Here is a 25582-nt window from a genome sequence, read left to right as displayed (position 1 = left end):
TGACTATAATTGTTATATCTGGGAACGTAATCGAATTAAGCTTCGATTTCTGTAACCATACCTGAACCAACAGTACGTCCACCTTCACGGATAGAGAAAGTAGTACCTTGTTCAACGGCGATTGGGTGGATCAATTCAACGTCGATAGTTACGTTATCACCAGGCATTACCATTTCAGTACCTTCTGGCAATTTGATTGAACCAGTTACGTCAGTTGTACGGAAGTAGAACTGTGGACGGTAGTTGTCGAAGAATGGAGTGTGACGTCCACCTTCTTCTTTAGTAAGGATGTAAACTTCACCTTTGAATTTAGTGTGTGGGTTGATAGAACCTGGTTTAGAGATAACTTGACCACGTTCGATTTCGTCACGTTGTACACCACGAAGAAGCACACCAACGTTATCGCCGGCAAGACCTTCGTCAAGTTGTTTACGGAACATTTCAACACCAGTAACAACTGCTTTAGATTTTTCTTCTTGAAGACCAACGATTTCGATCTCGTCGTTGACACGAACTGTACCACGGTCGATACGTCCTGAAGCTACAGTACCACGACCAGTAATTGAGAATACGTCCTCGACTGGAAGCAACAATGGTTTGTCAGTGTCGCGTTCTGGTTCTGGAATGTACTCATCAACAGTGTTCATCAATTCCATAACGATGTCTTCGTACTTAGAGTCACCTTCAAGAGCTTTAAGAGCTGAACCTTGGATAACTGGAAGATCATCACCTGGGAAATCGTATTCTGAAAGAAGGTCACGGATTTCCATTTCAACCAACTCAAGCAATTCTTCATCGTCAACCAAGTCAACTTTGTTCATGAAGACGATAAGGTGTTTAACACCAACCTGACGTGAAAGAAGGATGTGCTCACGAGTTTGTGGCATTGGACCGTCAGTTGAAGCTACTACAAGGATCGCACCGTCCATCTGAGCAGCACCAGTGATCATGTTTTTAACGTAGTCCGCGTGTCCTGGAGCGTCGATGTGAGCATAGTGACGTTTTTCAGTTTCGTACTCAACGTGTGCAGTGTTGATAGTGATACCGCGCTCGCGCTCTTCTGGAGCAGCATCGATAGACGCATAGTCTTTAGGTTGGTTAACTGATGAAGGCAAGCGACGTGCCAATACAGTTGTGATAGCTGCAGTCAAAGTAGTTTTACCGTGGTCAACGTGTCCAATTGTACCAATGTTAACGTGGGGTTTACTACGATCGTATTTTTCTTTTGCCATTTTGGTAAAAGCCTCCAATAAAATATATTTTATAGATAGACAGTAGGCAATACGGTCTAACTTTACCTTACTATTCTATCAAATTGTAGCAGAAATGCAAGCATTTTCTATTTTTTTTGTGATTTATTCCATGTAGAGCTGATAATAGGGCTGATTTTTGATGGAAGCACCGATGCTTGAGGATGCTATCCAAGTTTGATTTTCTAAGGAAACAAAGTTTTCTGCCGGTCCTGTCAGGATGACACCAGCAAATTCTAGCTTGTCAATTTCCTCCTGCTTAGTGAAGTCTGTATCGCCGAATTTAGCAATATAGTCTTCTACATCATTTAGAGGAGCTCGGTCAAAACTTCCCTTATCTTTTTTGGAGAGTTCAATATATTCCTTCATCATTTGGATGCCAGATTTGAACTCCACCTGGTGTTCTGCTGGAATATCAGCTGGAAAACTTCTCAGACTCTGCTCTTTGAAGCCGAACAGCTCATCCGGAGTCACCAAGGTACGGTCCCTGTGACTGGTTCCAATCCAGTACCAATTTTGCTTAAGATTTTCTGGAATCATCTGCTTGATCTGACCCAAGCTGTATTTTTTGTCAAATGTGATGGCTACTTCAACCAGCTGACCGTCCATGTCCTTAAGATATTTGAGCTGTTCCTTTTCTCCCCATTCCGTAAAGGTGGGAAGCTTGGTATTGCTTGAATAATCATAGAGAAAATCAAAACTAGCCCCTGGGGAGTTCTGAGTAGGGTCATAGTGCATACTAAAGAGGGTAAAGTAGACTTCCCTTTGGCCAAAAGAAATAGGGACACCAGCTATATCCTTGCTCAAATTATAGTAGATTTTACCTGAAAAAAATCCCGTTTCTTGTATTTTTATCCCATCATGGCGAATGTTGGGATAGGCGATTTCTGTCAGCAAATTGTACCGTTCTCGCTCGCTATTAATGCGTGCACCGTAAATCATTTTAACCATCCAAGAACCAATAAAAAGAAAAACAAAACCAATGAGCAGGGATAAGCTGATTGTTTTTAGCAGGTGTTTCCTTCTACTCTTCTTGGTTACAATTTCAAAAGTCTTCATAGTGATACCCCTTTTCTGTCAAGGTCTTGGCCAATTGTTTCCGCCCTCTGTGGAGATTGATTTTAACTAAGCCTTGAGATTGACCTAAAATTTTGGCAATCTCCTTGGTTGTCATCTCCTGAAAATAGTAGAGGTCCAAGACTAGCTGATACTTGCTCGGCAGCTCTGCTATTGCCCGATAGAGCGGCTCATAAGACCTGTCGTCAAATTTTGTCCAACCATTTTGGTGGAAAAATTCCTTCTGTAAGATGTCATGATAATGTTTGTCCCGCCTGTATTTGTCAATGTAAGCTCGGACAGCCGATCGATAGAGCCAGGCCCTGAGTTTCTCGAAAGGAAGGACAATATCGGAGGTGAGAATTTTGACCAGAACATCCTGGGCAATATCCTGGCTATCTGCAGGATTGGCGCCTGACTGTTGCAGATAGTAGGAAATTTCCTCAGCTATAGCAATGACTTCTTTTTCATAATCATCTAGTTTGATACTGCTCCCCTCCCTTCACTAATATAACGAATGAATCTGCAATCGGTTACACAACTTTTCTATATCCATTATATATTTTTTGACAAGCAAAAAACAACCTCCGCAGAAGTTGTTTTCGTCTCTTATCCTGAATTTCGGAGGCCTGTCGCCACACCGTTAATGGTGATGTGAATCAGGCTTTCCTGCTCCTTGCTGAGCTCCCCACGACGGAGGCGGTTAATGAGCTCGATTTGGATATAGTTAAGAATATTGAAGTAAGGCATGCGGTAGTCCAGACTGGCCTTGAGGAAAGGCAGTTCGTCTAGCAACTCTTCATGTTGCTCAATAGACAAAATCATGTCTTTAGTCAGCTGCCACTCATCTAAAATGGTATGGAAGATATTGCGAACTTCCTCTGTCTCACACATTTTGGCGTATTCAAAGGCGATGTTCATGTTGGATTTAGATAAGACCATGTCTACATTTGACAAGAGTGAACGGAAGAAAGGCCAGCTCTCGTACATTTTTTGTAGTTTAGCTAGATTTTCAGGCGCCTTGTCAATATAGCGTTTGAAACTAGAACCAACACCATACCAACCTGGCAGCATGACACGGTTTTGTGACCACGAGAATACCCAAGGAATGGCACGGAGCCCACCGATTTCAGTAATGGTCTTACGGGCTGCTGGACGAGAACCGATATTCAAACTGGAAATCTCACGGATTGGCGTCGCGGCAAAGAAGTAATCGTAGAAACGAGGATTATTGAAGACCAGGTCGCGGTAAATAGTATAGCTATCCGCCACAATCTCATCCATGGTTTCACGGTAACTACCAATTTCATCCGGATCCGTAATCATCTGCGTTACCATACGATCCAGCGTTGCAGACACCAGCATTTCCAGATTGTAGTAAGCTGCGTCCTTGTTACCATATTTATTACCAATCACCTCGCCCTGCTCGGTCAAACGGATACGGTCTTTGATAGAACCGAATGGCTGGGAGGTAATGGCATCATATGATGGACCACCACCACGACCAACCGTACCACCGCGGCCATGGAAGAAGGTAATCTTGACACCATTTTCTTGACCGATTTGGGTCAATTCATTCTGGGCCTTGTAGAGGGTCCAGCCTGATGACAGATAACCACCGTCTTTATTGGAATCCGAATAGCCCAACATGATTTCCTGGTAATATTTATTGCCAGCAATCCAGCGTTTGGCCAGGTCTAATTTCAGATAATCTCGCATGGTAGCAGCAGCATTGTCCAAATCTTCAATGGTTTCAAAGAGTGGAACAATCTGAACACGGGCCTTGTCGACATCAACCAGACCAACCTCCTTGAGCAAGACTGCCAATTCTAGCAAGTCTGATACGCTCTCTGAGTGGGAAATGATGTGCTGTTTGATGACCTCTTCACCTAGCTTATCCTTGAGTTCACGCGCTGTAGCAAAGATTGCCAACTCTTTTTCCAACTGCTCTGACTTGGCTACATGGGTTGCTGACAGGATGCGTGGGTCTGTTTCCAATTGTTTGAGGAGCACATGGCACTTAGCCTCTTCTGACAGGCTTGAATAATCTTCAACGATCCGTGCAGATGCTAGGAGCTCTGCTACACTTGCTTCTAAGATAGATGAATCCTGGCGCATGTCGATGCTGGCCAAGTAGAAGCCGAAGGCTTCAATCGCTTCTAAGATCTCTGTCAAATCTCCCTTAATCAGTGCCGCTGTTTTATTTTCTTTCAGGGATTTCTTGATAGCCAGCAGGTCAGCCTTGAAAGCAGCAACGTTTTCATAGCGATCATCAGCTGGTTTGTTGTGCACGAGGTAATCACGCGTGTTTGCCAACTTCATCTGGATATAATGGAAGGCACGGCGGTAGGGTTCGTTTTCACGATAGACAGACTGATCCTGTGACAAATCAGCCAATTGCTGAACTGCCGGACTGACCTTGACAATAGTGGTCGACAGTGAGAAATTACGGTAGAGCTTGTAAAGCTGCTCATCGTAATAGTTCATAATCACTTGGCACTGGGTCAGGGCTGATAATTTCAAGGTTTCGGCCGTCACAAATGGGTTTCCGTCACGATCACCACCAATCCACATACCCATGGTAATAGGACGCGGATTATCCAACTCAATGCCCTTCTCGGCAGCCAGACGCTTGTACTCCCCTTGGAGCTTGGTCACTGCCTTAATGAAGGAGGAATTGTAATACTCCATGACATTGGTAATTTCATTGGTAACCTTGAGTTTCTTCTCCCGCGTCATATCCGTCTGCATGATGATTTCGATATAAAGACGCAGTTGGTCTTCCCACTTGGTCCGGTTCATCAAGCCCAATTTGACATCGCGGTAACGACGGAGCAATTCGTGGATATGCTTGGTCAAATCCAGCATGGACTGGCGTTGAACCTGAGTTGGGTGGGCCGTCAAGACAGGAACGACATTGAGTTTTTCAAGGATTTCAGCCGCATCTTCATGTTTGGACACCATATCAATTGTTGTGGAAATTTTTCCTAGATAATCATGACCAATATTATTTTGATGGTTGATTTCATAGGCCAAGTCCACATCTTCAGAGATGTTAATCAAGAGAGGTAAGATAGCGAAATAGCGAGAAATCACAGCCAATTCGTCATTATTTAACTGGCCGATAATATCAATCAAGGCTTGGTAGTCATCCTCATGCGAGAGCTGAGAAAGCTCCAAAATTTTCTGAAAGATCTCTGCAGACATCATCTGCCCAGCTACCTCTTCAAGGATAGTGGTTAGGATAGCAACTTCTTCCTTGATAGCATCCTTGTTGTTGTAGTTTTCTAACTTCTGAATTTTCATATTTCTCCCTAACTTTCTGTTTTAGCCATAGTCTGCTCTATTTCCTCTTCCCAGAGCTCCCGTTTTTCATTTGCATCAATATTTAAAACAAAGGCAATTCCTATAGAAATAACCAACAAGCTATTCCCTCCTTGTGATAGGAAGGGGAAGGTCACTCCCGTAGCGGGAATCAAGCCGGAAATACCACCGACATTGACAAAGGTCTGAATCAGCATCATCCCTGCTACTCCCAAAGCCATCATGGAATTGAAGGGGCGTCTAGCCCGGATACCCACCACAATAATTCTCAATATCAAAAAGAATAAGAGGGCGAGAATCAGGGAGGCTCCGACAAAGCCTAATTCTTCGATGACAATGGAAAAGACAAAGTCTGTATGGGCTTCTGGCAGATAGCCATTTTTCTCAATAGAATTTCCCAAGCCTCTGCCCAGCCAACCGCCATTACTCATGGCGTAGTAAGAATTGGTCAGCTGCAAACCTGATTCTGTCGCGTTTTCAAAGGGATTGAAGTAGGCTGAGAAGCGACGGGCAATATAGCCAAAGACGGGAATCCGTGCCACCAAATCAACCCCTAAAATCCGAATGGAGCCCAACAAAATGGTTGCTCCCAGGACCAAGCCCAGCAGGACTGTTGAGAACCAGCGATAAGCCACACCACTGACCGTTACCATGACCAAAATAATCAAAACTACAATCGTAGCATTCCCCAAATCGGGTAGGCTGGCTACCAACCCCAGGAAAAACAGGCTGACAATCCGCCAATCATTAAAGGCCTTGGGCATCCAGCTTCCCTTAATCAAGGCCTGGTAATCATAGACCTGGATATCCCTCTGCATAGCGGAAAATCGTGCCGCCAGGTACCAGACAATCAATAATTTCAAGTATTCCGCCGGTTGGAGACCGATGATCCCCCCCGGTCCCAAGCGAATCCAACCGTGGGCACCATTGACCGGATCAAAGAAATGCGACGCGACCAACATGGCTACTTCCAAGAGGAGAAATAAGCGAATCAGCCCCCTCTTCTTCAGGACCGTCAATTTCATCCGGTAGATGATAGACATGGCTACCAAACTCAGAATCCAGAAAAGTCCCTGGCTAATGACCATGCTAAAAGGATTTCCGCCCTTTTGTATTTGTAGGGCACTGGTTGTTGAATAGACAATAATCAAGCCAATCACTGAAAGAATCAGATAGGGCAAGAGAATAGAATAGTTCAGCAAATGCCGTTTATCAATCTTCATTGGTCCTCCTATAAAAAACAAGCTCTATGCTGTATATTATTTCTATTATAGCATAGTTTCATCAAAAAACGAGAGAATAGCCAAGCAGATTCAAAAATAAGGAACATTATTCTGTTCACTCAATTTTAATAAAATATACCGGCCTATTTCTCTGCAAAATCAGGAATGTCAATTGACCATTTTCACAACTATAATTTGTTTTTCAAAGCATATAAAAAGCCAGAGGCAATCCTCTGACCTAGTTTGTTTAAGTGCTCTAGCTATTTGAGTTTATTGAAAGCTTTCAAGGTAGAATTCAACATCGTCGCCTTCTTGTAGAATTTGTTCTGCAGCACCTTTTTCTGCCAAGCTACCATTGACCTTATACATCCAGTAGGTATTGCTGGCTGGATCCTGACTTTTTCCGTCGATGACCGTAACCATGCCGTTTTCTTCCTCGATATCGTAGTACTCTTCCAGGACATCCATGACAGAATCACCAGCTTCAAATCGGACATTTTCGGTAGAATTCTGACCATCAGTCGTAATCCTCAAAGTGGCCTCAAGTAGCTGACTGGTTTCCTCTACCTGACTGCTAGCTGTAGGCTGGTTACTCGTTGTCGAACACCCTAGCAAAACCAAGACAGATAGGACACTAACACAAATTCTTAGTAACCGTTTCATTTTATAAACCTCCGAAAAATCCCGTCAATAATTGGGTAAAATAAGGCAGTTGATACTGCATGGGCCACATCAAAACTTAAGCCATTTAGCCAATAGACCCATGGATTGACCCCAAATTGTAGGGCTGACAGAAGACTAATGACCAATCCATATAGAAAGGTGACTACAGCAGCTAACAACATAGGTATGAGGACTGAATTCCAAGAGCTCAACCGCAGGCCGGACCATACCCATTTCCACACTAGCATGATAGCTGCAAAACTGAGAATCTGCCACAAAACAACTATCCCAAACCCCATATAAATAGCCGTCCCAACCATGGTCAAAGCCATGATGAAGAAAGCATCTGCCATGGGCAAAAAAAGGCTGGCGACTAAAAATATAGCTGTAATGGGCTTGATATTAGCAAAAGGAAAAAAGGCAAATCGAAGTGCTATGCAAAGGCTGGCTAAGATAGCAATTCTACTAATTTTCTGGGCAGTCATGCAACTCCTACTTCATTTTTAGGACCTGTATTCTCATGCAAGAAACTTGTTGGACAAACTCGCAACGGAGAAAGGTTCCGTCCTCTAATGACAGGTTCTTATATCCATTAGTAGCATACCCCAATAGCCAGGATATGTCAAGCGGATGAAAGTTAGCTATTTCCTGCATAAATGAGACTATTTTTTTTGATTTTTCCAGATCTTTGAGTTAAAATGAAAAAGATGAGAAAAAGAATCAAACCTATCATTGTGATTGTTTTCTTTGCTCTATTCACTTCTTTGATTCTCCTGACCCGGACCATGGCTATCCAAGCTGAAAAACGGGCGGCAGCAATTCAAGAAGCCCAAATAGAAAAAGAAGCAAAGAAGATCACAAGCGCAAGCTCTACCTATGTCATAGAGAATGCTTTAGAAATGAAGCCAATCATTGACGTTTCCGCATGGCAACGACCTGAGGATATCGACTACGATACGCTCAGCGAACAGATTTCTGGAGCTATTATCCGGATTCAGAGTGGTTCCCATACAAAGAAAGAAAACTCTGCCACCGATAAAAATGGAATTGACAAGTCCTATAAGCAGCATATTGAAGAATTTCAAAAGCGGGGAGTTCCCATCGCTGTCTATGCTTATGTGACAGGAAATTCTATAGAAGCCATGAAAAAAGAAGCCCAATCCTTCTACAAGCTGTCTTCGCCTTACAAGCCAACCTTCTATTGGATGGACGTTGAGGAAAAGACCATGGGCGATATGGATGCCGGCGTCGAGGCTTTTAGACAGGAGTTGGTAGACCTTGGTGCTAAAAATATTGGACTCTATATTGGCACCTATTTTATGGATGAACATAGCATCACAGTAGATAAGTTTGATGCCCTGTGGATTCCAACCTATGGGACGGACTCGGGTTACTACAATGCCGCTCCCAACACTGATTTGCCCTACGACCTTCACCAATATACTTCACGAGGTTACTTGAATGGCTTTAAATACCATCTGGACCTCAACATCATCACTAGCTTAAAAGACCCTAACGAGGTCTATCAAAAGCTCTTTACCGTTCCTGAGTAACAACTAAATAATTTCACAAAGGAGTGCTTCGGCTGAGATCGCATCTGCGAAATCCTCGAACCTGATCTAGGTAAGACTAGCGTAGGGATTGTGTTTTATGGATATCATAAAAAGCCAACCCTCCTTTCATTGCAACCATAAAGGAGGTTTTTTATGTCCCATACTAAATTACGTACCCTGGCTGAAGTAGCCATCTTCTCTGCCATTGCCCTGGTCTTTGACAAACTACCGCTCTTCACTATGCCGCAAGGTGGCTCAGTCTCACTTGTAATGCTTCCAATTCTCTTGGTTGCCCTTCGACATGGCCTAACGGCTGGTTTGCTTACAGGTGGAATTGTCGGTACCATCCAACTCTTCTACGGCGGCTACTTCCTCAATCCCTTCCAGGTCTTTCTGGATTACGCCCTATCCTATGCTGGAATTGGATTAGCAGGGCTATTTACAAGACCTTTTAAAGCCAGTAAGACCAGCACAAGTGCAATCAGCTGGATTGGACTAGCCAGTCTACTTGGAGGCAGCATTCGTTTCCTAGCCAACTTCCTGGCCGGAATCATCTTCTATGCTGACTACGCTACACCTGGTATGCCTGTCTGGCTCTACTCTCTTCAATACAATATCAGCTATATTCTGCCATCGACCCTGATTGCAGCAGGTCTGTTGATTGTTCTCTACAAATCAAGACCTGCCTTCTTTAAGGTAAAATCATCCTAAGTCTGTCCGTTTTGGCAGGCTTTTTTCGACGAAATTCGGTCTATGTGCTATAATGGGTCCATTACATAATTTTGGAGGAATTTATGTCATCTTGGATTTCAAGAATTATCAAGGGAATGATTATCGCCCTTGGATTTATTTTGCCCGGTGTTTCTGGTGGTGTATTGGCTGCGATTTTGGGCATCTATGAGCGGCTCATCAGCTTTTTAGCCAATATTCGCAAGGATTTCAAGGAAAATTTGCTCTATTTTATCCCTGTTGGAATCGGGGGAATTTTGGGTATTGCCCTCTTCTCCTTTCCGGTTGAATTCCTGCTCAAGCACTTCCAGGTACCCGTTCTCTGGGCCTTTGCCGGTGCCATTGTAGGAACCATTCCTAGCCTGCTCAAGGAATCTACTCAAAAGAGCCAGCGTGACAGCATTGACTGGATTTGGCTGGTTGCAACCTTTATCATCTCTGGTCTTTTGCTCTACAATTTGAACAGTTTGGTCGGAACCCTGCCAGCTAGCTTTGCTAGTTTTGTCTTGGCTGGTGCTCTGATTGCTCTGGGGATTTTGGTACCTGGGCTCAGCCCGTCTAACTTGCTTTTGATTTTAGGGATTTACGCGCCTATGCTCAATGGATTCAAGTCCCTGGACCTGCTTGGCACTTTTCTGCCTATCGCTATCGGTGGGGCCCTAGCTATGGTGGCATTTTCTAAAGCCATGGACCATGCTCTCAAGGTCTACCACTCCCGCGTTTACCACTTTATCATCGGTATCGTCGCTTCATCTACCATTCTCATCCTTATCCCACAAGCTGGCAATGAGGAAGCCATTTCCTATGCTGGAGCTGGCATCGGAACCTGGCTTGCTGCCCTTGTCCTCTTTGTTCTTGGTGCCTGGCTTGGCCTTTGGATGAGCAAACTCGAGGAAAAATACAAGTAGGAGGTCATCCTATGGCAAAGAAAGAAAAAATCAAGAAAACCTTGGTCGACCAGATTCTGGACAAGGCCAAAATTGCCCACGACAGTCTGTTCATCAATGCCCTTGAAGGCAAGGTACCTGAAGGTATCCAAATGGAACAAATCTACAAAACCCTGGCCCTAAAAGGTGATAAGACAGGGCCCATTATCGGAATTGTTCCCATTACCGAGCACCTGTCCGAAAAGAAATTGGCCAAGGTCTCTGGCAACAAGAAGGTCACCATGATTCCACAAAAGGATCTGGAAAAGACGACCGGCTATGTCCACGGTGCCAACAACCCTGTCGGTATCCGGCAAAAGCACAATTTTCCTATCTACATAGACCAGTCAGCACTGGAAACGGGCTACATGATTGTCTCTGCTGGTGAAGTGGGCCGTTCCATCGGCATTGATAGTCAGGTCCTGGCTGATTTTGTCAAGGCTAGTTTTTCCGATTTGACCGAGGGAGACTAGCATGAGGATTTACTTTATCCGCCACGGCAAGACCGAGTGGAATCTGGAAGGTCGATTTCAGGGTTATTCTGGAGATTCGGCTCTCTTGCCTGAATCTTATCAGGATTTAGAAAAACTAGGCAAATACCTTGCTGAAATCCCCTTTGATGCTATTTATTCTAGTGATTTGCAGCGCGCACATAGCACTGCCGTAGAAATTGCCAAAGCCAATCACCATTGCCAAACCGTTCTAATCACGCAACAATTACGTGAATGGAATTTTGGAACGTTAGAAGGAAGCAAGATGGCAATTTTTCGTGCCATCTACCCCAAACAAGCCTGGGCACTCAAACATAATCTAGCCCTTTTTGACAATGACCTATTTGAAGCAGAAAGTGTCCATCAAGTTACTCAACGGATGGTGGATTTTATCCAATCATTAAAAAGACAGGACATGGATAGGGTCTTAATTGTCAGCCACGGAGCTATCCTAACCGCTTCCATCCACCGGCTGCTCGGATTTACACCCGCCCAGCTCCGTCACCGCGGTGGTTTGGATAATGCTTCCATTTCCATTTTGGAAACGACAGACTTTGAACACTTTACCGAGCTGGTTTGGAATGATACTCGCTATAAATCTCACTAAGAAAGCAGTTTCCTGCTTTCTTTTTTGCTGATTTTTTACCTCTTCTATGATAGAATAGAAGGAACAGACTTTGGAGGAATGAAAATTTTATGTCTACTGAACATTTTGAAGAATTGAATGACCAACAACTTGTCCGTCGTGAGAAAATGACAGCTCTTGCAGAACAGGGCATTGACCCCTTCGGTAAGCGATTTGAACGCTCTGCTGATTCTGCTCAGTTGAAGGAACAATACGAAGACAAATCAAAAGAAGAATTGGAAGAGCTGGGTCAAACGGCTATTATCGCTGGTCGTATCATGACCAAACGCGGTAAGGGTAAGGCTGGCTTTGCTCATATCCAAGACCGTGAAGGGCAAATTCAAATTTATGTCCGTAAGGATGATGTTGGCGAAGAAAATTACGAAATCTTCAAAAAAGCTGACTTGGGTGACTTTGTCGGTGTTGAGGGCGACGTCTTCAAAACAAACGTGGGCGAATTGTCTATCCACGCTCGCAAGCTGACCCATCTGTCTAAGGCGCTCCGCCCATTGCCAGAAAAATTCCACGGTTTGACAGACATCGAAACCCGCTACCGCAAGCGTTATTTGGACTTGATTACCAACCGTGAAAGCTTTGACCGCTTTGTGACCCGCTCAAAAATCATCTCAGAAATCCGCCGTTACCTTGACGGACTTGGTTTCTTGGAGGTGGAAACACCTGTCCTTCACAATGAAGCTGGTGGTGCTGCTGCCCGTCCATTCATCACCCACCACAATGCCCAAAATATTGACATGGTGCTTCGTATCGCGACAGAACTCCACCTCAAACGCCTCATTGTCGGTGGTATGGAGCGTGTCTATGAAATCGGCCGCATCTTCCGTAACGAGGGTATGGACGCAACTCACAACCCTGAGTTTACTTCCATTGAGGTCTACCAGGCCTATGCTGACTACCAAGACATCATGGACTTGACCGAGGGCATTATCCAGCACGTGACCAAGGCTGTCAAGGGCGATGAGCCTGTCATTTACCAAGAAACAGAAATCAAGCTCAACGAGCCATTTAAACGTATCCACATGGTGGACGCCATCAAGGAACAGACTGGAGTTGACTTCTGGACGGACATGACCTTTGAAGAGGCAAAAGCTGTAGCAGCTGAACACAAGGTCCCTGTGGAAAAACACTATACTGAGGTTGGTCACATCATCAACGCCTTCTTTGAGGAATACGTGGAAGCTACTCTCATCCAGCCGACATTTGTCTACGGTCACCCAGTAGCCGTGTCACCACTAGCTAAGAAAAACGATGAAGACCCACGCTTCACAGACCGCTTTGAGCTCTTCATCATGACAAAGGAATACGGAAATGCCTTTACAGAATTGAACGACCCAATCGATCAATTGGAACGCTTCGAAGCCCAAGCTAAAGCCAAAGAATTGGGTGATGACGAAGCAACAGGCGTGGACTACGACTATATCGAAGCCCTCGAATACGGTATGCCACCAACAGGTGGACTTGGAATCGGAATCGACCGCCTCTGCATGCTCTTGACAGATACTACTACTATTCGAGATGTGCTCCTATTCCCTACTATGAAGTAAGTTTGAGATGAATGCAGTTTTAGGGACTCATATCAATTCCAATAGTCCACTGGACTATTGGACTCCCTAATATGAAATATGCTCTAGCTGAACGCAAATTTATAGCTTCACACCAATTCCAATTAGAAAATCAAAAAAAATGAGTTACAGTTTCATTGCTGTAGCTCATTTTCTCTTCTAATCAAACAAATTTCCTAGTCCGGCAAAGGGATTGTTGGTCACGACTTCCTGCTGACCTAGCATCTGTTGGTTTTCATCAAACTCTAAAAATTTCTCATACACCTGGGCGGTCATACGAGCATCTTCAAGGCTATTGTGCCCTCGTCCCTTGACACCCAGATAGTCCGCCACTGAGGTCAGCTTGAGATTGACGATACTGTTTAAGTCTGTTGACCGACGCTCCAAGGCCTCTTCATAGAGGTCAACCTGGTACTGGCCCTTCAAATCCAGACCATTTTCTGCCAGAATAGGTAGATCAGACTTCATAGCATTGTAACCGATGAGGGCTGCTTGTCCCACAAAGGCCTGAAAATCTGCTAAAACTGTCTCTATTTTAGGGGCAGTTTTAATCTTCTCTACGGTGATACCTGTCAAACCGTTGATAAAGGACTGGAGGGGAACATCTGTGTAAACATAGCTGTCGAACTGGTCCACTTCCTCATGGTTGACAAACTTAACTGCCGACAGCTGGATCAGCTGATAGGCACCGTTGGCCGCATTAAATTCCAAATCAAACGCTACATATTCCTGTAAATTTTCCATTTTCACCCTCACACATCTATTTCTGCATCTATTATACACCATTTTTTACTAAAATAGACAGATAAAAAGGCTGGCGAATACCAGCCTTTCAGTGAGGGCAAATTTACTTTTCAGCTTCTTCTTTTTTAGCAAAATATTCTCGGACAATTGGCGCGACTTCTTTTCCGTAGAGTTCGATGGCACGGAGGACATCTTCATGTGGCATAGAGCCGATTGGGAGATGGAGAAAGAAACGGTCCAAGTCAAGCATTTCAATGGTCTTGATGATTTTTTCAGCAACTCGTTTTGGATCTCCGACGATGGTTGCCCCTTCGTCTGTCAGGGAGTAGAGATATTGCGCCTTGGTCATCTCGCTCCAATGTGGGCGGTCTTTGGCAATATTGTCCGTAATTACTTTGGTTGGATGATAGTATTCTTCCACAGCCTTGTCATGGTCGTCTGCAATCCAACTCCAAGAATGAGCTGCAACTTTCGTTTTCTCTGGATCATGACCTGAGTTGCGAGCAACCTTGCGATAGGCATCGACTAAAGGTTTAAAGCGATGGGCACCTGCACCAATGACAGCATAAACGATAGGCAAGCCCTTCTTAGCAATCTTGATGGTGGATTCTACATTGCCCCCAGTTGCCACCCAAATGGGAAAATCTTCCTGAACTGGACGTGGATAGACTGGTTTATTATCGACAGACTGAGTGAAATGCCCATCCCACTTGAGATTGGTTTCCTTGTTGATTTCCAGAAGCATATCCAACTTTTCATCGAAGAGTTCTTCATAGTCATGGAGATCATAGCCAAACAAGGGGAATGACTCCGTAAAGGAACCTCGACCCGCCATGATTTCCGCTCTGCCATTTGACAAAGCATCAATGGTGGTGTACTGCTGATAAAGTCGTACAGGGTCCATGGAGGAAAGGATAGAAACTGCTGATGTTAGCTTGATATGCTTGGTATTGACGGCACCAGCAGCCAGCACAATCTCAGGTGCAGAAACCGCAAAATCTTCTCGGTGATGCTCCCCAATCCCATAAACATCAAGCCCCACCGCATCTGCTAGCTCAATCTCTTTAACCAGCTGACGGATCCGCTCGTCGTGGCTGTATGTTTCGCCTGTTTTTTCTAGTGGAGTTATTTCGCCAAATGTTGAAATACCTAATTCTACCATGATGTTACTCCTTTAATCTGAATGATGTCCTTATTTTATCTTTAACTAGTGACAATGTCAAGCCGTTTGCTCACAGAAAAACGACTAGGAAAAACCTAATCGTTTTGAATGTTATTCATATCGCAGTGCTTCAATTGGATCCAATTTAGAAGCCTTATTTGCTGGGAGGACACCGAAGATGATACCAACCAGGGCTGAGAAGGCGAGACTCCCCAGAACCACTGGGATAGAGATGACGGCGGACATACCCTCACCCATGACCTTGCTGATATTGAGCAAAACGACAGTCGTTTGGGCGATTAAGAGACCGATGGCACCGCCCAGAGTGGTCAAAACCATAGCCTCAATCAAGAACTGACTCAAGACATTGCCACGAGTCGCTCCCAATGCCTTCCGCAGACCGATTTCCCGTGTCCGCTCGGTCACGGATACCAGCATAATGTTCATCACGCCGATACCGCCGACCAAGAGGGAGATGCCTGCAACCGCACCTATAAAGGTGGTCACAATACCTAGCTCACTCTTGAAACTTTCAATCATGGCAGACATGTCAAAAATCTCATAGCGAGCCTCTTTCAGACCAGAAACCCTAGTCAGATAGTCCGCGGCAGCCTGACCAACCTCTGTAGCCCTAGTCACGTCTTCGACATAGATATAGAGTCCAGAATTTTCTTTCATGCCCATCTCTGCAGCAACCTGGGTATTGGCCATAATGGCATTACCGCCTGAGTTCATCCCAAACATGGCCGTACCAGCATTGGGCTCCTTGTAAACACCGATAACTAGATAGGCATTGCCATTGAGAGAAACCGTCTGGTTGAGGGAGGCTTCCATGGAGCCAAACAGTTTTTCAGCCAGATTGACATCCAGCATGATAATGCGAGCAAAGCGACTATAGTCATTAGGAGTGAACTTGCGTCCTGCCAAAATTTCTAGATTTTTGACATCAAAATAGGAATGGCTGACCCCATTGATGGTCACATTATCAGCTGATTTGTTACCGGCTTCTATTGTTCCCATATTACTCAAATTGATATAGTAGTTGCTTAAACCGTCAATTTCCAGAAGTCCTTGCAACATGCTATGGGTCAAGTCAGGCTCTTCTTCCATAGACATTTCCCCAGTGAAGCCAGCATTAAATAAACCCGACGAAACCTCTTCTAAATTTACATAAGGAGAAAAATGGACAGAGACATTATTTTGCTCACCAGCCAGGGCCTTCTCCATGGATTTCTGTAGGCCTTCACCTAGAGCCATGATGATAACAACAGCAGCCACACCGATAATGATTCCCAGCATGGTGAGGAGGGAGCGCATCTTGTGGGCTAGGATTGATTTTAAGGCAAATTTCCAATTTTCCATTAAGCCTCCTCCCTTCTTCTATCCTCAGTGATAATCCCGTCCCGAAGAACTATTTTCCGCTTGGCATAGGCGGCAATCTCTGGCTCGTGGGTGACCATGATAATGGTCTTGCCTTCATTATTGAGCTCAGTCAAAAGCTCCATAATCTGCTGGCCAGTCTTGGTATCCAGGGCCCCCGTCGGCTCATCCGCCAAGATAATGGCTGGGCTATTGACCAAGGCACGCGCAATAGCCACCCGTTGCTTTTGACCTCCAGACAATTCCGACGGCAGGTGGTCCATACGTTCTGCCAATTCAACTTTTTCTAGATAACGTTTGGCCTTTTTCTTACGTTGGTTGGACGGTACTCCTGCATAAATCAGGGGTAACTCCACATTCTGCAAGGCGTTGAGCTTGGCAAGGAGGAAGAATTGTTGGAAGACAAAACCGATTTGGTCATTGCGGACCTGGGCCAACTTTTTCTCCGATAACTGGCTGACTTCCTCGCCTTCTAGCCAATAGTTGCCAGAACTAGACCTGTCCAGCAAACCAATAATGTTCATGAGAGTGGATTTACCAGACCCGGACGGTCCCATAATGGCTAGAAATTCTCCCTCTTCGACTTCCAAATCAATATCCTTGAGAACTCGCAACTCCTGGTCGCCGTTTTTATAGGATTTGTTGATTTGTGTGAGTTTAATTAGCTGGTTCTTCATCGGCTTCTACCTCTTGACCCTCTTGTAAGTCAAAATCTGGGAGGACAATGACATGGTCACCAACAGACAAGCCCTTGATCACTTCCTGGTTAAGAGCATCTGCATTACCCAGAGTCACCTCTACTTTTTTAGCCTTACCATCTACCAATGTCCAAACAAAGGTCTTATCATCCTCATAGACAACAGCTGTCACAGGGACCAAGATATTTTTGCTGGTGTTGACAACTTCCATATTGACAGTGAAACCTTGCTTGAGGTCGCCGATATCGCTAGTCAAAGTCACCTTGAAAGGATACTTGGCACCACCGCCAGATCCGCCGCCACCCGGTACTGCTGCCGCAGTTTGATCATTGGCTGGATAGTTTGAAATATAGGAAATTTTACCAGTCCAGGTCTGTTCTGGATAGACTTTAGTGCTTAATTTCACTTCTTGGTCAACCTTGATATTGGCCAAATCATATTCTGTAAGCTGACCTGTCACCTGCAGGCTATTTTGGTTGACGATGTGAATGACTGTCTGGCTATTGGTCGAGCTCTTAGAAACAGACTTATTGACCTCAACAACTGTACCTGATACGGTGCTGGCAACGGTCGCTTCATTGACGGCCGTCCATGCCTTGTCTACCGCCGCTTGGGCATCCGCATAGGCATCATTCAAATCCGCCAATTGCAAATCAATGGAACGTTGGGCAGAGGCCGCTGCTTCTCCATCCAAGGCTGGGTCACCTGTTGTTGGCAAGGTCTGACCACCATTTTGTACCTCATATATTTGACGTCCAATCTTATCCCGTCCACGCACAGCCGAATCAAGAGCCGTCTGCAATTCATAAGCATCATAGCGAAGCAGGGCCGTTCCAGCCTCTACCTGGCTCCCCTGTTCAACGTAAAATTCACTGATATCGCCTTTAGAGGGGTCATAATAGACAAACTGCTCTTCACCCGCAGCCACTGTCCCCGTCAACAAGGTCGACGAAGCAATCGAACCTTCCTGAACCACCCTGTAGGTCATGGGTAATGTAAAGTCTTCACCTGCGCTACCTGAACCACCTAAGGCATTAGAGAAGAGCAAGGCCCCACCGACCAGGGCTACCGATGCAACCCCAAGACCAGAAAAAAGGGCAATTTTTGCTTTTTTGGACTTAAACATATCTGTCTCCTTTACATGTTACAAAAATAATTGTCTTATAAAGATAATACACCTATACATCGTTTTTTGCAAGTGTTTTCCATACTAATTTTATAACATTTTTGTCAATTATCCCACTTACATTTTTGTAAGAAATAGCTTCTATCAATCATGCAGGTATGGCCAGTATTTTTACAAAACAATAGTAAGAAAAACCTAAATAAGGTTTCACGATAGACGTAGCGGATTTTTGATTGAAAGATAAAAAAAGGGTAGAATGTAGTCAAGAAATCTTTGGAGGAAGAAAATGAGAGAATTTGATATTATCAGCATTGGTGGAGGAAGTGGTGGTATTGCCACTATGAATCGAGCGGCTATGTATGGTGCCAAGGCTGCCGTTATTGAAGGCAGCTATATCGGTGGAACCTGTGTCAATCTAGGCTGTGTTCCTAAAAAAATCATGTGGTACGGTTCTCAAGTAGCTGAAGCCATTCACACTTATGGACCAGAATACGGCTTCACCAGCCAGGACGTTCACTTCGACTTCGCAACCCTGCGTCAGAACCGTGAGGCCTATATCGAGCGTTCTCGTTCCTCTTATGGCAATACCTTCAAAAACAATCAGGTTGAGGTCATTCAAGGTTTTGCTAAATTTGTAGATAGCCATACGGTCGAGGTCAATGGTGAGCGAATCAAAGCCAAACACATTGTCATCGCTACTGGTGGTCTTCCAGTTATTCCCGCCATTCCAGGTGCTGAATTGGGTGTCGTGTCCGACGACTTCTTTGCCTGGGAAGAATTGCCAGAGTCTGTCGCTGTTATCGGCGCTGGCTATATTGCCGTTGAGGTGGCTGGCGTCCTACACGGTTTGGGAGTGGATGCCCAGCTCTTTGTCCGCGGCGACCGCCCATTGCGTAACTTCGATACCTACATTACGGATGCCCTCATGGAAGAGATGGAGCGGACTAAGCTCCCACTTCACACCCATAAAACGCCAAGCAAGCTGGAGAAAACGCCAGAAGGAAAAATCCAAATCTTCTTTGAGGACGGCACTTCCCACATTACTGACCAGGTTCTCTGGGCTGTTGGGCGCAAGCCAAATACCAACCAGCTTAACCTAGAAGCTGCTGGTGTGACACTAACAAAATCGGGCCACATCGAAGTCAACCAATACCAAGAAACAGTGGTTCCTGGCATCTATGCCTTGGGCGACGTGACGGGTGAAAAAGAGTTGACACCCGTTGCTATCAAGGCTGGACGGCTCCTATCGGAACGCTTATTCAACGGTAAAACAGATGCCAAAATGGACTACACAGACATTCCAACTGTTGTCTTCTCCCACCCAGCTATCGGTACGGTCGGATTAACAGAAGACCAGGCCCTTGTTCAATACGGTGCGGACCAAGTCAAGTGCTACACTTCAGCCTTTACCTCTATGTACACAGCCATGGCAGACAACCGCCAGCTGACCAAGATGAAACTAGTCACCGTTGGTCCTGAAGAACGAGTGGTCGGCCTCCACGGTATCGGCTACGGTGTCGACGAGATGATCCAAGGTTTCTCAGTTGCTATCAAAATGGGAGCTAGCAAGGAACAATTTGACGCCGTTGTGGCCATCCACCCAACTGGCTCAGAAGAATTTGTCACCATGCGATAGAAATTTCATAAAAACGCTCAGACTTTCATCTGGGCGTTTTATCATCTTATGGCAAAATAGCAATGGCTCTAACTGGTGAACCCGAGCCCTTTTCCCAATGTGGAAAGGCGATGGAAATCAAGCTCCCCGTCGCTGGAACCTGATCAAGATTGTTGAGGACTTCTACCTGGTAAATGTCTTTTGACAGAAGATAGTATTCCTCTGGAAGGCTACCACCATTCTCTGCTGCTGACACTCCTGAGTCTGTATCCAGGGTCTCATGACCAACGGCCTTGACCTTGCGTTCCTCAATCAGATACTCCAAGGCATCATGGCTCCAACCTGGGGTATGTTGCACTCCATTTTCATCCAAATTACGGATGGCATCCTGGCTTGGCCAGCGTTTAGACCAGTCTGAGCGGAAGGCAACAAAGGACTCCTCTGCAATAGGACCATGTTCCTCTTCAAAATCCAAAATATCCTGCTTGGTGATTTGGTAATCTGGATTTGCTGCAACTGCCTGCGACTTATCGATAACATAAAGAGGCAGGAGCAAATCTTTCAAGTCAATCTCGTCCAAATAACGAGCCCCCTCCACAAAGTGAACAGGCGGGTCGATATGGGTACCATACTGGCCAACGACCGTGAACTGCTCTACGAAAAATCCGTCCTTGTGGTCAAACAAGGTCTTCTTCTCCAAGGCAGGCAGGGCAGGGAAATGAGGACTATTTTCATTGATTTGATGGGTCAAATCCACCCATTTTTTGGCTTTTAAGGTACGGTAAATAGCTAATAATTCTGACATAGGATATCTCGCTTTCTTATTTTTATCCATTGTAGCATGAGAATGGATCAGTCTACTTAAAAAACATAGTTTTTTACTTATATAACTTTTTTATGAATAGCTATAGATTTTTCCTATAACTGTGACAGCTGATAGTCAATGGATTGACTTCCTTTGAAAATCAAACTATAATTTTGTTAACCAATTATTATAAAAGGATAACCATCTCATGAAACAAGAATCAACTCTCCATTTGGTCTACACTGCAATCGGTGCGGCCCTCATTGCAGCTCTTTCACAAATCAGCCTTCCCATTGGTCCTGTTCCCTTTACTCTCCAAACCCTGGCTATCGCCCTGATTGCCTGCCTCTACCCAAGGAAACTGGCCCTGGCAAGTGTCGGAATTTATCTGACCTTGGGTGCCATTGGACTGCCTATATTCGCAGGATTGTCAGGTGGAGTGGCCAATCTTTTCGGACCGACTGCTGGATTTCTCTGGGGCTTTTTGGCCTACGCGGCTATCACATCCAGCTTGACGACAAATAATAGATCTCCACTCCAGGTCTTTCTGGCTTGTCTGCTGGGAACCGCTACTTGCTTTGGACTGGGATGTTTAGTATTCAAACTGGTCAGCGGTGCTAGCTGGACAGATACTCTTGGCTGGACAGTCCTGCCCTTCATCCTGCCTGATTTAGCAAAAATTTCCCTCGCCACAGTGGCACACAAACTCCTCCAACCAGTTATGAGAAAAAGGAACCTAATCGCTTAGGCTCCTCATCTTACTTATTGGTAAATGCATCCAGCATGACTTGAAATTCTTCATTGCTGAGGGTAATGCCCTTGCCCATCTTGGTATGGTCGGGACTCCAAGTGCGGATGTCATATTTGGCTGGTGCCCCGTTAAAGGACACACGGTTAAGCTCCTTGGTCCAGCCCTTGTCATTCTCAGATAGGACCAAGAGTTTTTCTTCGATTTCAAATGTAAATTCTGCCATTTGTTACCTCCTTCACTTATTTATTCGCAAACACTTGTCATTTTTATAAAAATTGTATAAGATGATTATAGCAAGTTTGAAAGGATATTGCCATGAAGAGGTTTTTGGAATCCATTTTCGACCGTATCAATGATTTTCTGGTTTACAGATCCCAACCAAAGCCTATGGAGCCTGCAACCAGAGAAGAGATTCAAGAGTATCTTGAGCTGGCCATTCAAAAGAAGGCTGCTATCCATGTTATTTATGGTGAACGTAGCTTTACCGGGGACATTGTCAAGTATGACAAGGAACGACAACGCTTGATTATGAAAAATTTCAAACGTCGCGTGACCAGTATCATTCGGATTGATGAGATTAAAAAAATCTCTCTGGTTCCAGAAAACATCAAAAAATCACAATTATCAAAAGGCTGAATTTCTCCAGCCTTTTTCTTATGCACGAATAGTAACAGCCTTGCCGTCCTCTTGATAGAGATTGATGAGCCCTGACTTGCAGGCGCGGATCATATCGCCTGGATAGATTTCACGGTCTAGCTTAATAGTCAGCAGTTCCATAGGTTTATTGGCACGGTCAATCTTATCTCCATTGGAATCATGCAGGCCTTGAATGGTCGTCTCAAAATGACGGAAACCTGGCCCGTAGAACTCAACTTGGTCTCCTTCGTTGATAACATTGCGCTGACGAATAGTTGCTGTCATGGTTTCCTTGTCAAAGGCCACTACTTCAGCGATAAATTTGTATTCTGGAATTTTACGGCGGGCACCAAACAATTGCTCGTTTTCAGTTGGTGGATTGTAGTAAAAACCAGTTGCCAGTTCACGCTGGGCTACTTTCCACAACTCGTCAATCAGGTCTTGTTTGATCGCTTCAAACTTTTCTGGACTTTCTAGATAGGCATCGACCGCAGCCTTATAGCAGTTGGTTACGGTTGACACGTAGTGGACAGATTTCATCCGGCCTTCGATTTTTAGGCTATCAACCCCATTTTCAATCATGTCTGGAATATGGTCGATCATACACATATCCACCGCAGACATGGAGAACTCCTCTGGTATTTCCCCCTTAATCGAACGACGCTCTTCACCAAATGGGAGGTCATAGAGATTGTACTTCCAACGGCAAGACTGGGAACATCCGCCACGGTTGGCGTCACGTTTGCTCATGTGGTTGGAGAGGACGCAACGTCCTGAGTAGGAGATACACATGGCACCGTGGACAAAGGCTTCGATTTCAACATCTGTCCGTTTACGGATTTCAGCTACCTCTTCCATGGTCACTTCACGGGCTAAAACAACGCGGGTTAAGCCCAATTCCTTCCAGAACTCGAAGGTTTCATAGTTGGTCGATGAAGCCTGGGTGGACAGATGGATTTCAAGTCCCGGCGCTTCAGTGGCACAGATGACGATGAGGGCTGGGTCAGACACGATAACCGCATCCAAGCCCATATCCCGCAGTTCACGGAACCAGGCTCCCGCTCCTTCTTCATTCCCTTCATGGGTCACCATGTTAGCCGCAACATAGACCTTGGCACCACGGGCGTGGGCGTATTCAATTCCTTCCCGCATCTCGTCCATAGTAAAGTTCCCAGCCCGGCTACGCAGACCGTAGGCCTGACCGCCAACAAAGACAGCATCGGCACCATAATCAATGGCAACCTTCAATTTCTCCAATGTCCCAGCAGGTGACAAGACCTCAGGACGCTTTAATGCTTTTGACATAATATTCCTCTTTCTATTTGCAGGATAGAATTAAGATAAAATCTAAGAATTGGCGATGACTAAAACAACCCTCTGGACCGGGCTTTCCCATTGACAGGCTCGGGATAAAACAGTCCCCCGGACTGGCCTCGCTTCTCTATTTCTAGGCTCGGGATAAAACAGTCCCCCGGACTGGCCTCGCTTCTCTATTTCTAGGCTCGGGATAAAACAGTCCCCCGGACTGTTTGAGTTTGTAGACAAAGTCTCTTTTCAGACTTTCCTGAGGTGATGTCGGACGGTAGCGACTTCCTTCGGAATTCCATACCTAGCCTTTGAGCCTAAGGTCTCACAGGCTCCGAATGCTTGAAACGACAACGTTTCAAGCATTTTCATCACAGCGGAAAGTCCCGGCTTAGGGCTCGCTCCGCTTGCAAAATAAATCAAATTTTTATTTCTTCTTAGCGGAGCTACTAAGTTTATTTATACAAAAGCTAGTTTGTCTACGTTCTGAAACAGTCCCCCGGACTGTTTTATTACCTCACCTTGTTCCGGTCAAATTCGTAAAATCCGGTGTCCAAACCGCGTTGGCTTGGGTGGAACTTGCATACTTGTTCGTCCAAGAGAAAGGCTTGGTCGTAGGTGAATTCTCCTTTTTCCAATAAATCACGCGCTTGGACGAATAATTTGGCAATCTCGACGAAGTTCTGACCTGGACAAAAAATACCATCCAACTTCCAATTTCGGTAGCCATGTTCATAAAGCTCTGTCAACTTGGTCATCATGTCGATATCATTGTTAATAAAAATATGCGTTCCGTGTTTATCCTCAAAAATGGAATAATGACTTTCTGGATCTGCAGGTTCTGCCAAGAAAAGTCCACGTTCCTTGGACAAATCCGTCTCATCCGCCTTAGTGAAGTTATAGTAGTTTTTGAGCAAGGTCCGCTTGGAATGGTGGATAACAGAGGCACCGTAAACCAATATTTCCGCAGGAATTTCCAGATTTTCCGAAATATCAAAGAGTTCTGCCGATGGGATTTCTCTTGCTAAGACAGCCTCGACAGCGCCGTGGTCCTTCCAGAAATTGATTTGTCGGCTGGATGTTACAAAGACAGATGTGTCGTAAATAAGCTTGAAATTGTAGCCGTCCCGCTTATTGATATAAAAAACACCTGCATCCCCAACGACCAGATAATCGACCTTGATTTCTTTCATCAATTCCATAAAAGGCTTGATATTGTCCATCATATCTTGGTGCATGAGAGCGTTGGCTGCGACAGTCAATTCCTTGCCTGCCTCGTGAACCAGCTCTGCTATTTGGCGAAGCTCATCATAGGAAAAATTGGTCGGAATTCGGAGGGCATGGTCTGCCTCACCAACATAAATACGGTCAACACCTGCTGCTAACAGTTCTTTGACCTGTTCAATGCTTTCAGCTGTTGCTGTTATAATAATATTTTTCATAATGTTCATTATATCACAAAGATTTTCTAAAAAAGGAAGCGGACCTGAATTTTAATCTTCAGACTTTTCTAATTTCTTTGTAACAATATTGTAATAATCTTGTTACAGTTTCCACTCAATTTTATGGTATTCTTGAAAAGCAAAATAAAGGAGACGATATGGCACTTAGACAATATCGGCCTGACCAAATCCCCACTGAAGAGTATATCCCGAAAGAGAAACAGGCCCCTTATCAAGCGTACCAAGCAAGAGAATCCAGTCTTCCACGAATCAATGAATTATTATTTTTTGTGAATATTGTTGTTTTTAGTATTTTGACGGTTCTAGCAACTTACGTGTATCTTTCGCTGAACATCCCTGCCTTCCTGTCCTTCTGCTTGGCTATTCCAAGTGGTTTTATTGGCATGCAGCTGCTCAAATACTCATCAAATAAAATATTTAAACGATTATTCTCGTAAACATCACCTGAGGGCTCAAAGCCCTCTTTTTCTTGCAAAA

The 25582-nt window shown here is 44.9% G+C and carries 26 protein-coding genes and 1 riboswitch; of the genes, 10 read left to right on the top strand and 16 right to left on the bottom strand.

From position 1 onward, the window contains the following. Positions 1 to 35 precede the first annotated feature (35 nt). From tuf to ACHBIF_RS02910, 7 genes are all read right to left on the bottom strand, one after another. A complete protein-coding gene (gene tuf, locus ACHBIF_RS02940; protein WP_012775011.1) occupies positions 36 to 1232 on the bottom strand; it encodes an elongation factor Tu in 1197 nt (398 codons plus the stop codon). A gap of 123 nt (positions 1233 to 1355) precedes the next feature. After that, positions 1356 to 2309: an anti sigma factor C-terminal domain-containing protein gene (locus ACHBIF_RS02935; RefSeq protein WP_394718543.1), complete on the bottom strand. Its 954-nt coding sequence runs from the start codon at positions 2307 to 2309 to the stop codon at positions 1356 to 1358. Then, positions 2296 to 2793 (bottom strand): sigma-70 family RNA polymerase sigma factor, encoded by a 498-nt coding sequence (locus tag ACHBIF_RS02930; RefSeq protein ID WP_172009373.1) that lies wholly within the window; start codon positions 2791 to 2793, stop codon positions 2296 to 2298. Before ACHBIF_RS02930 ends, ACHBIF_RS02935 begins: the two co-directional genes overlap by 14 nt. Positions 2794 to 2915: 122 nt before the next feature. Beyond that, the gene (gene ppc, locus ACHBIF_RS02925) at positions 2916 to 5612 is read right to left on the bottom strand and encodes a phosphoenolpyruvate carboxylase (protein ID WP_394718541.1); all 2697 of its coding nucleotides are present in this window, start codon (positions 5610 to 5612) and stop codon (positions 2916 to 2918) included. Positions 5613 to 5620: 8 nt separating this feature from the next. Beyond that, positions 5621 to 6853, bottom strand: a complete 1233-nt coding sequence (locus tag ACHBIF_RS02920) for an FtsW/RodA/SpoVE family cell cycle protein (RefSeq protein WP_394718539.1) — start codon at positions 6851 to 6853, stop codon at positions 5621 to 5623. Between the two features lie 270 nt (positions 6854 to 7123). Beyond that, positions 7124 to 7516, bottom strand: a complete 393-nt coding sequence (locus ACHBIF_RS02915) for a DUF4430 domain-containing protein (protein WP_105123088.1) — start codon at positions 7514 to 7516, stop codon at positions 7124 to 7126. Further along, positions 7513 to 8001: a hypothetical protein gene (locus ACHBIF_RS02910; RefSeq protein ID WP_394718536.1), complete on the bottom strand. Its 489-nt coding sequence runs from the start codon at positions 7999 to 8001 to the stop codon at positions 7513 to 7515. The genes ACHBIF_RS02915 and ACHBIF_RS02910 overlap by 4 nt, the downstream gene beginning before the upstream one ends. Before the next feature lie 222 nt (positions 8002 to 8223). On the opposite strand from ACHBIF_RS02910, the gene ACHBIF_RS02905 reads away from it, so the two are divergent. From ACHBIF_RS02905 to lysS, 6 genes are all read left to right on the top strand, one after another. Further along, positions 8224 to 9069: a GH25 family lysozyme gene (locus ACHBIF_RS02905; RefSeq protein WP_172009361.1), complete on the top strand. Its 846-nt coding sequence runs from the start codon at positions 8224 to 8226 to the stop codon at positions 9067 to 9069. A gap of 9 nt (positions 9070 to 9078) precedes the next feature. Continuing rightward, a riboswitch (TPP riboswitch) is annotated at positions 9079 to 9174 on the top strand. Positions 9175 to 9222: 48 nt separating this feature from the next. After that, positions 9223 to 9780, top strand: coding sequence for an energy-coupled thiamine transporter ThiT (gene thiT, locus ACHBIF_RS02900; protein ID WP_394718533.1), 558 nt, complete (start codon positions 9223 to 9225; stop codon positions 9778 to 9780). 83 nt (positions 9781 to 9863) lie between these two features. Next, positions 9864 to 10706 carry a DUF368 domain-containing protein gene (locus tag ACHBIF_RS02895; RefSeq protein WP_105160546.1) on the top strand — a complete coding sequence of 281 codons (843 nt, stop codon included), beginning with the start codon at positions 9864 to 9866 and terminating at the stop codon, positions 10704 to 10706. Positions 10707 to 10717: 11 nt separating this feature from the next. Then, the gene (locus ACHBIF_RS02890) at positions 10718 to 11197 is read left to right on the top strand and encodes an aminoacyl-tRNA deacylase (protein ID WP_172022504.1); all 480 of its coding nucleotides are present in this window, start codon (positions 10718 to 10720) and stop codon (positions 11195 to 11197) included. 1 nt (position 11198) lies between these two features. Next, the gene (locus tag ACHBIF_RS02885; protein ID WP_105110687.1) at positions 11199 to 11822 is read left to right on the top strand and encodes a histidine phosphatase family protein; all 624 of its coding nucleotides are present in this window, start codon (positions 11199 to 11201) and stop codon (positions 11820 to 11822) included. A gap of 89 nt (positions 11823 to 11911) precedes the next feature. Continuing rightward, positions 11912 to 13402, top strand: a complete 1491-nt coding sequence (gene lysS / locus ACHBIF_RS02880; RefSeq protein ID WP_172062272.1) for a lysine--tRNA ligase — start codon at positions 11912 to 11914, stop codon at positions 13400 to 13402. 177 nt (positions 13403 to 13579) lie between these two features. On the opposite strand, the gene ACHBIF_RS02875 is transcribed toward lysS, so the two are convergent. The 5 genes from ACHBIF_RS02875 to ACHBIF_RS02855 form a co-directional block, all read right to left on the bottom strand. Then, on the bottom strand, positions 13580 to 14164 hold the full coding sequence (locus tag ACHBIF_RS02875; RefSeq protein ID WP_394718530.1) for a 3'-5' exonuclease: 585 nt from the start codon (positions 14162 to 14164) through the stop codon (positions 13580 to 13582). Between the two features lie 103 nt (positions 14165 to 14267). After that, complete coding sequence (locus ACHBIF_RS02870; RefSeq protein WP_394718528.1) at positions 14268 to 15326, bottom strand: LLM class flavin-dependent oxidoreductase; 1059 nt, start codon at positions 15324 to 15326, stop codon at positions 14268 to 14270. Between the two features lie 111 nt (positions 15327 to 15437). Beyond that, on the bottom strand, positions 15438 to 16688 hold the full coding sequence (locus ACHBIF_RS02865) for an ABC transporter permease (RefSeq protein WP_394718526.1): 1251 nt from the start codon (positions 16686 to 16688) through the stop codon (positions 15438 to 15440). Beyond that, on the bottom strand, positions 16688 to 17383 hold the full coding sequence (locus tag ACHBIF_RS02860) for an ABC transporter ATP-binding protein (RefSeq protein ID WP_105110682.1): 696 nt from the start codon (positions 17381 to 17383) through the stop codon (positions 16688 to 16690). Before ACHBIF_RS02860 ends, ACHBIF_RS02865 begins: the two co-directional genes overlap by 1 nt. After that, complete coding sequence (locus ACHBIF_RS02855) at positions 17364 to 18530, bottom strand: efflux RND transporter periplasmic adaptor subunit (protein WP_172022494.1); 1167 nt, start codon at positions 18528 to 18530, stop codon at positions 17364 to 17366. Before ACHBIF_RS02855 ends, ACHBIF_RS02860 begins: the two co-directional genes overlap by 20 nt. 286 nt (positions 18531 to 18816) lie before the next feature. Here ACHBIF_RS02855 and gorA point away from each other — a divergent pair, with 286 nt between their 5' ends. Continuing rightward, the gene (gorA, locus tag ACHBIF_RS02850) at positions 18817 to 20166 is read left to right on the top strand and encodes a glutathione-disulfide reductase (RefSeq protein WP_125266571.1); all 1350 of its coding nucleotides are present in this window, start codon (positions 18817 to 18819) and stop codon (positions 20164 to 20166) included. A gap of 46 nt (positions 20167 to 20212) precedes the next feature. Here the strand turns inward: gorA and ACHBIF_RS02845 are convergent, their stop codons facing one another. Then, positions 20213 to 20950 (bottom strand): cyclase family protein, encoded by a 738-nt coding sequence (locus tag ACHBIF_RS02845; RefSeq protein ID WP_105160538.1) that lies wholly within the window; start codon positions 20948 to 20950, stop codon positions 20213 to 20215. A 208-nt stretch (positions 20951 to 21158) separates the two neighbouring features. Here ACHBIF_RS02845 and ACHBIF_RS02840 point away from each other — a divergent pair, with 208 nt between their 5' ends. Further along, positions 21159 to 21698: a biotin transporter BioY gene (locus ACHBIF_RS02840; RefSeq protein WP_394718523.1), complete on the top strand. Its 540-nt coding sequence runs from the start codon at positions 21159 to 21161 to the stop codon at positions 21696 to 21698. A gap of 10 nt (positions 21699 to 21708) precedes the next feature. Here ACHBIF_RS02840 and ACHBIF_RS02835 read toward each other — a convergent pair whose 3' ends face one another. Then, the gene (locus ACHBIF_RS02835) at positions 21709 to 21924 is read right to left on the bottom strand and encodes a YdbC family protein (protein WP_105110677.1); all 216 of its coding nucleotides are present in this window, start codon (positions 21922 to 21924) and stop codon (positions 21709 to 21711) included. Between the two features lie 92 nt (positions 21925 to 22016). On the opposite strand from ACHBIF_RS02835, the gene ACHBIF_RS02830 reads away from it, so the two are divergent. After that, positions 22017 to 22337 carry a hypothetical protein gene (locus tag ACHBIF_RS02830; RefSeq protein WP_105123073.1) on the top strand — a complete coding sequence of 107 codons (321 nt, stop codon included), beginning with the start codon at positions 22017 to 22019 and terminating at the stop codon, positions 22335 to 22337. Between the two features lie 18 nt (positions 22338 to 22355). On the opposite strand, the gene ACHBIF_RS02825 is transcribed toward ACHBIF_RS02830, so the two are convergent. Both ACHBIF_RS02825 and ACHBIF_RS02820 read right to left on the bottom strand, forming a co-directional pair. Continuing rightward, positions 22356 to 23642 carry a U32 family peptidase gene (locus tag ACHBIF_RS02825; protein WP_105123072.1) on the bottom strand — a complete coding sequence of 429 codons (1287 nt, stop codon included), beginning with the start codon at positions 23640 to 23642 and terminating at the stop codon, positions 22356 to 22358. Between the two features lie 512 nt (positions 23643 to 24154). After that, positions 24155 to 25084 carry a peptidase U32 family protein gene (locus tag ACHBIF_RS02820; protein ID WP_394718520.1) on the bottom strand — a complete coding sequence of 310 codons (930 nt, stop codon included), beginning with the start codon at positions 25082 to 25084 and terminating at the stop codon, positions 24155 to 24157. Positions 25085 to 25242: 158 nt separating this feature from the next. Between ACHBIF_RS02820 and ACHBIF_RS02815 the strand changes: the two genes are divergently transcribed. Further along, complete coding sequence (locus tag ACHBIF_RS02815) at positions 25243 to 25542, top strand: DUF3270 family protein (RefSeq protein ID WP_105110673.1); 300 nt, start codon at positions 25243 to 25245, stop codon at positions 25540 to 25542. Positions 25543 to 25582 lie beyond the last annotated feature (40 nt).

Origin of the sequence: Streptococcus sp. A11 (assembly GCF_043674225.1) — a bacterium.
Taxonomy (GTDB): Bacteria; Bacillota; Bacilli; order Lactobacillales; family Streptococcaceae; genus Streptococcus; species Streptococcus suis_V.
The sequence above is the reverse complement of the archived record's forward strand: the minus strand, read 5'-3'. Positions and strand labels throughout refer to the sequence as shown.

Bases quoted from the DNA above. Each gene is read 5' to 3' on its own strand.
- ACHBIF_RS02830 (WP_105123073.1), top strand. From the start codon at position 22,017: ATGAAGAGGTTTTTGGAATCCATTTTCGACCGTATCAATGATTTTCTG.
- ACHBIF_RS02855 (WP_172022494.1), bottom strand. From the start codon at position 18,530: ATGTTTAAGTCCAAAAAAGCAAAAATTGCCCTTTTTTCTGGTCTTGGG.
- ACHBIF_RS02910 (WP_394718536.1), bottom strand. From the start codon at position 8,001: ATGACTGCCCAGAAAATTAGTAGAATTGCTATCTTAGCCAGCCTTTGC.
- thiT (WP_394718533.1), top strand. From the start codon at position 9,223: ATGTCCCATACTAAATTACGTACCCTGGCTGAAGTAGCCATCTTCTCT.
- ACHBIF_RS02890 (WP_172022504.1), top strand. From the start codon at position 10,718: ATGGCAAAGAAAGAAAAAATCAAGAAAACCTTGGTCGACCAGATTCTG.
- ACHBIF_RS02820 (WP_394718520.1), bottom strand. From the start codon at position 25,084: ATGAAAAATATTATTATAACAGCAACAGCTGAAAGCATTGAACAGGTC.
- ACHBIF_RS02915 (WP_105123088.1), bottom strand. From the start codon at position 7,516: ATGAAACGGTTACTAAGAATTTGTGTTAGTGTCCTATCTGTCTTGGTT.
- ACHBIF_RS02895 (WP_105160546.1), top strand. From the start codon at position 9,864: ATGTCATCTTGGATTTCAAGAATTATCAAGGGAATGATTATCGCCCTT.
- ACHBIF_RS02920 (WP_394718539.1), bottom strand. From the start codon at position 6,853: ATGAAGATTGATAAACGGCATTTGCTGAACTATTCTATTCTCTTGCCC.
- ACHBIF_RS02885 (WP_105110687.1), top strand. From the start codon at position 11,199: ATGAGGATTTACTTTATCCGCCACGGCAAGACCGAGTGGAATCTGGAA.
- ACHBIF_RS02865 (WP_394718526.1), bottom strand. From the start codon at position 16,688: ATGGAAAATTGGAAATTTGCCTTAAAATCAATCCTAGCCCACAAGATG.
- ACHBIF_RS02840 (WP_394718523.1), top strand. From the start codon at position 21,159: ATGAAACAAGAATCAACTCTCCATTTGGTCTACACTGCAATCGGTGCG.
- ACHBIF_RS02905 (WP_172009361.1), top strand. From the start codon at position 8,224: ATGAGAAAAAGAATCAAACCTATCATTGTGATTGTTTTCTTTGCTCTA.
- lysS (WP_172062272.1), top strand. From the start codon at position 11,912: ATGTCTACTGAACATTTTGAAGAATTGAATGACCAACAACTTGTCCGT.
- ACHBIF_RS02935 (WP_394718543.1), bottom strand. From the start codon at position 2,309: ATGAAGACTTTTGAAATTGTAACCAAGAAGAGTAGAAGGAAACACCTG.
- ppc (WP_394718541.1), bottom strand. From the start codon at position 5,612: ATGAAAATTCAGAAGTTAGAAAACTACAACAACAAGGATGCTATCAAG.
- gorA (WP_125266571.1), top strand. From the start codon at position 18,817: ATGAGAGAATTTGATATTATCAGCATTGGTGGAGGAAGTGGTGGTATT.
- ACHBIF_RS02845 (WP_105160538.1), bottom strand. From the start codon at position 20,950: ATGTCAGAATTATTAGCTATTTACCGTACCTTAAAAGCCAAAAAATGG.
- ACHBIF_RS02875 (WP_394718530.1), bottom strand. From the start codon at position 14,164: ATGGAAAATTTACAGGAATATGTAGCGTTTGATTTGGAATTTAATGCG.
- ACHBIF_RS02825 (WP_105123072.1), bottom strand. From the start codon at position 23,642: ATGTCAAAAGCATTAAAGCGTCCTGAGGTCTTGTCACCTGCTGGGACA.
- ACHBIF_RS02870 (WP_394718528.1), bottom strand. From the start codon at position 15,326: ATGGTAGAATTAGGTATTTCAACATTTGGCGAAATAACTCCACTAGAA.
- ACHBIF_RS02835 (WP_105110677.1), bottom strand. From the start codon at position 21,924: ATGGCAGAATTTACATTTGAAATCGAAGAAAAACTCTTGGTCCTATCT.
- ACHBIF_RS02860 (WP_105110682.1), bottom strand. From the start codon at position 17,383: ATGAAGAACCAGCTAATTAAACTCACACAAATCAACAAATCCTATAAA.
- ACHBIF_RS02815 (WP_105110673.1), top strand. From the start codon at position 25,243: ATGGCACTTAGACAATATCGGCCTGACCAAATCCCCACTGAAGAGTAT.
- tuf (WP_012775011.1), bottom strand. From the start codon at position 1,232: ATGGCAAAAGAAAAATACGATCGTAGTAAACCCCACGTTAACATTGGT.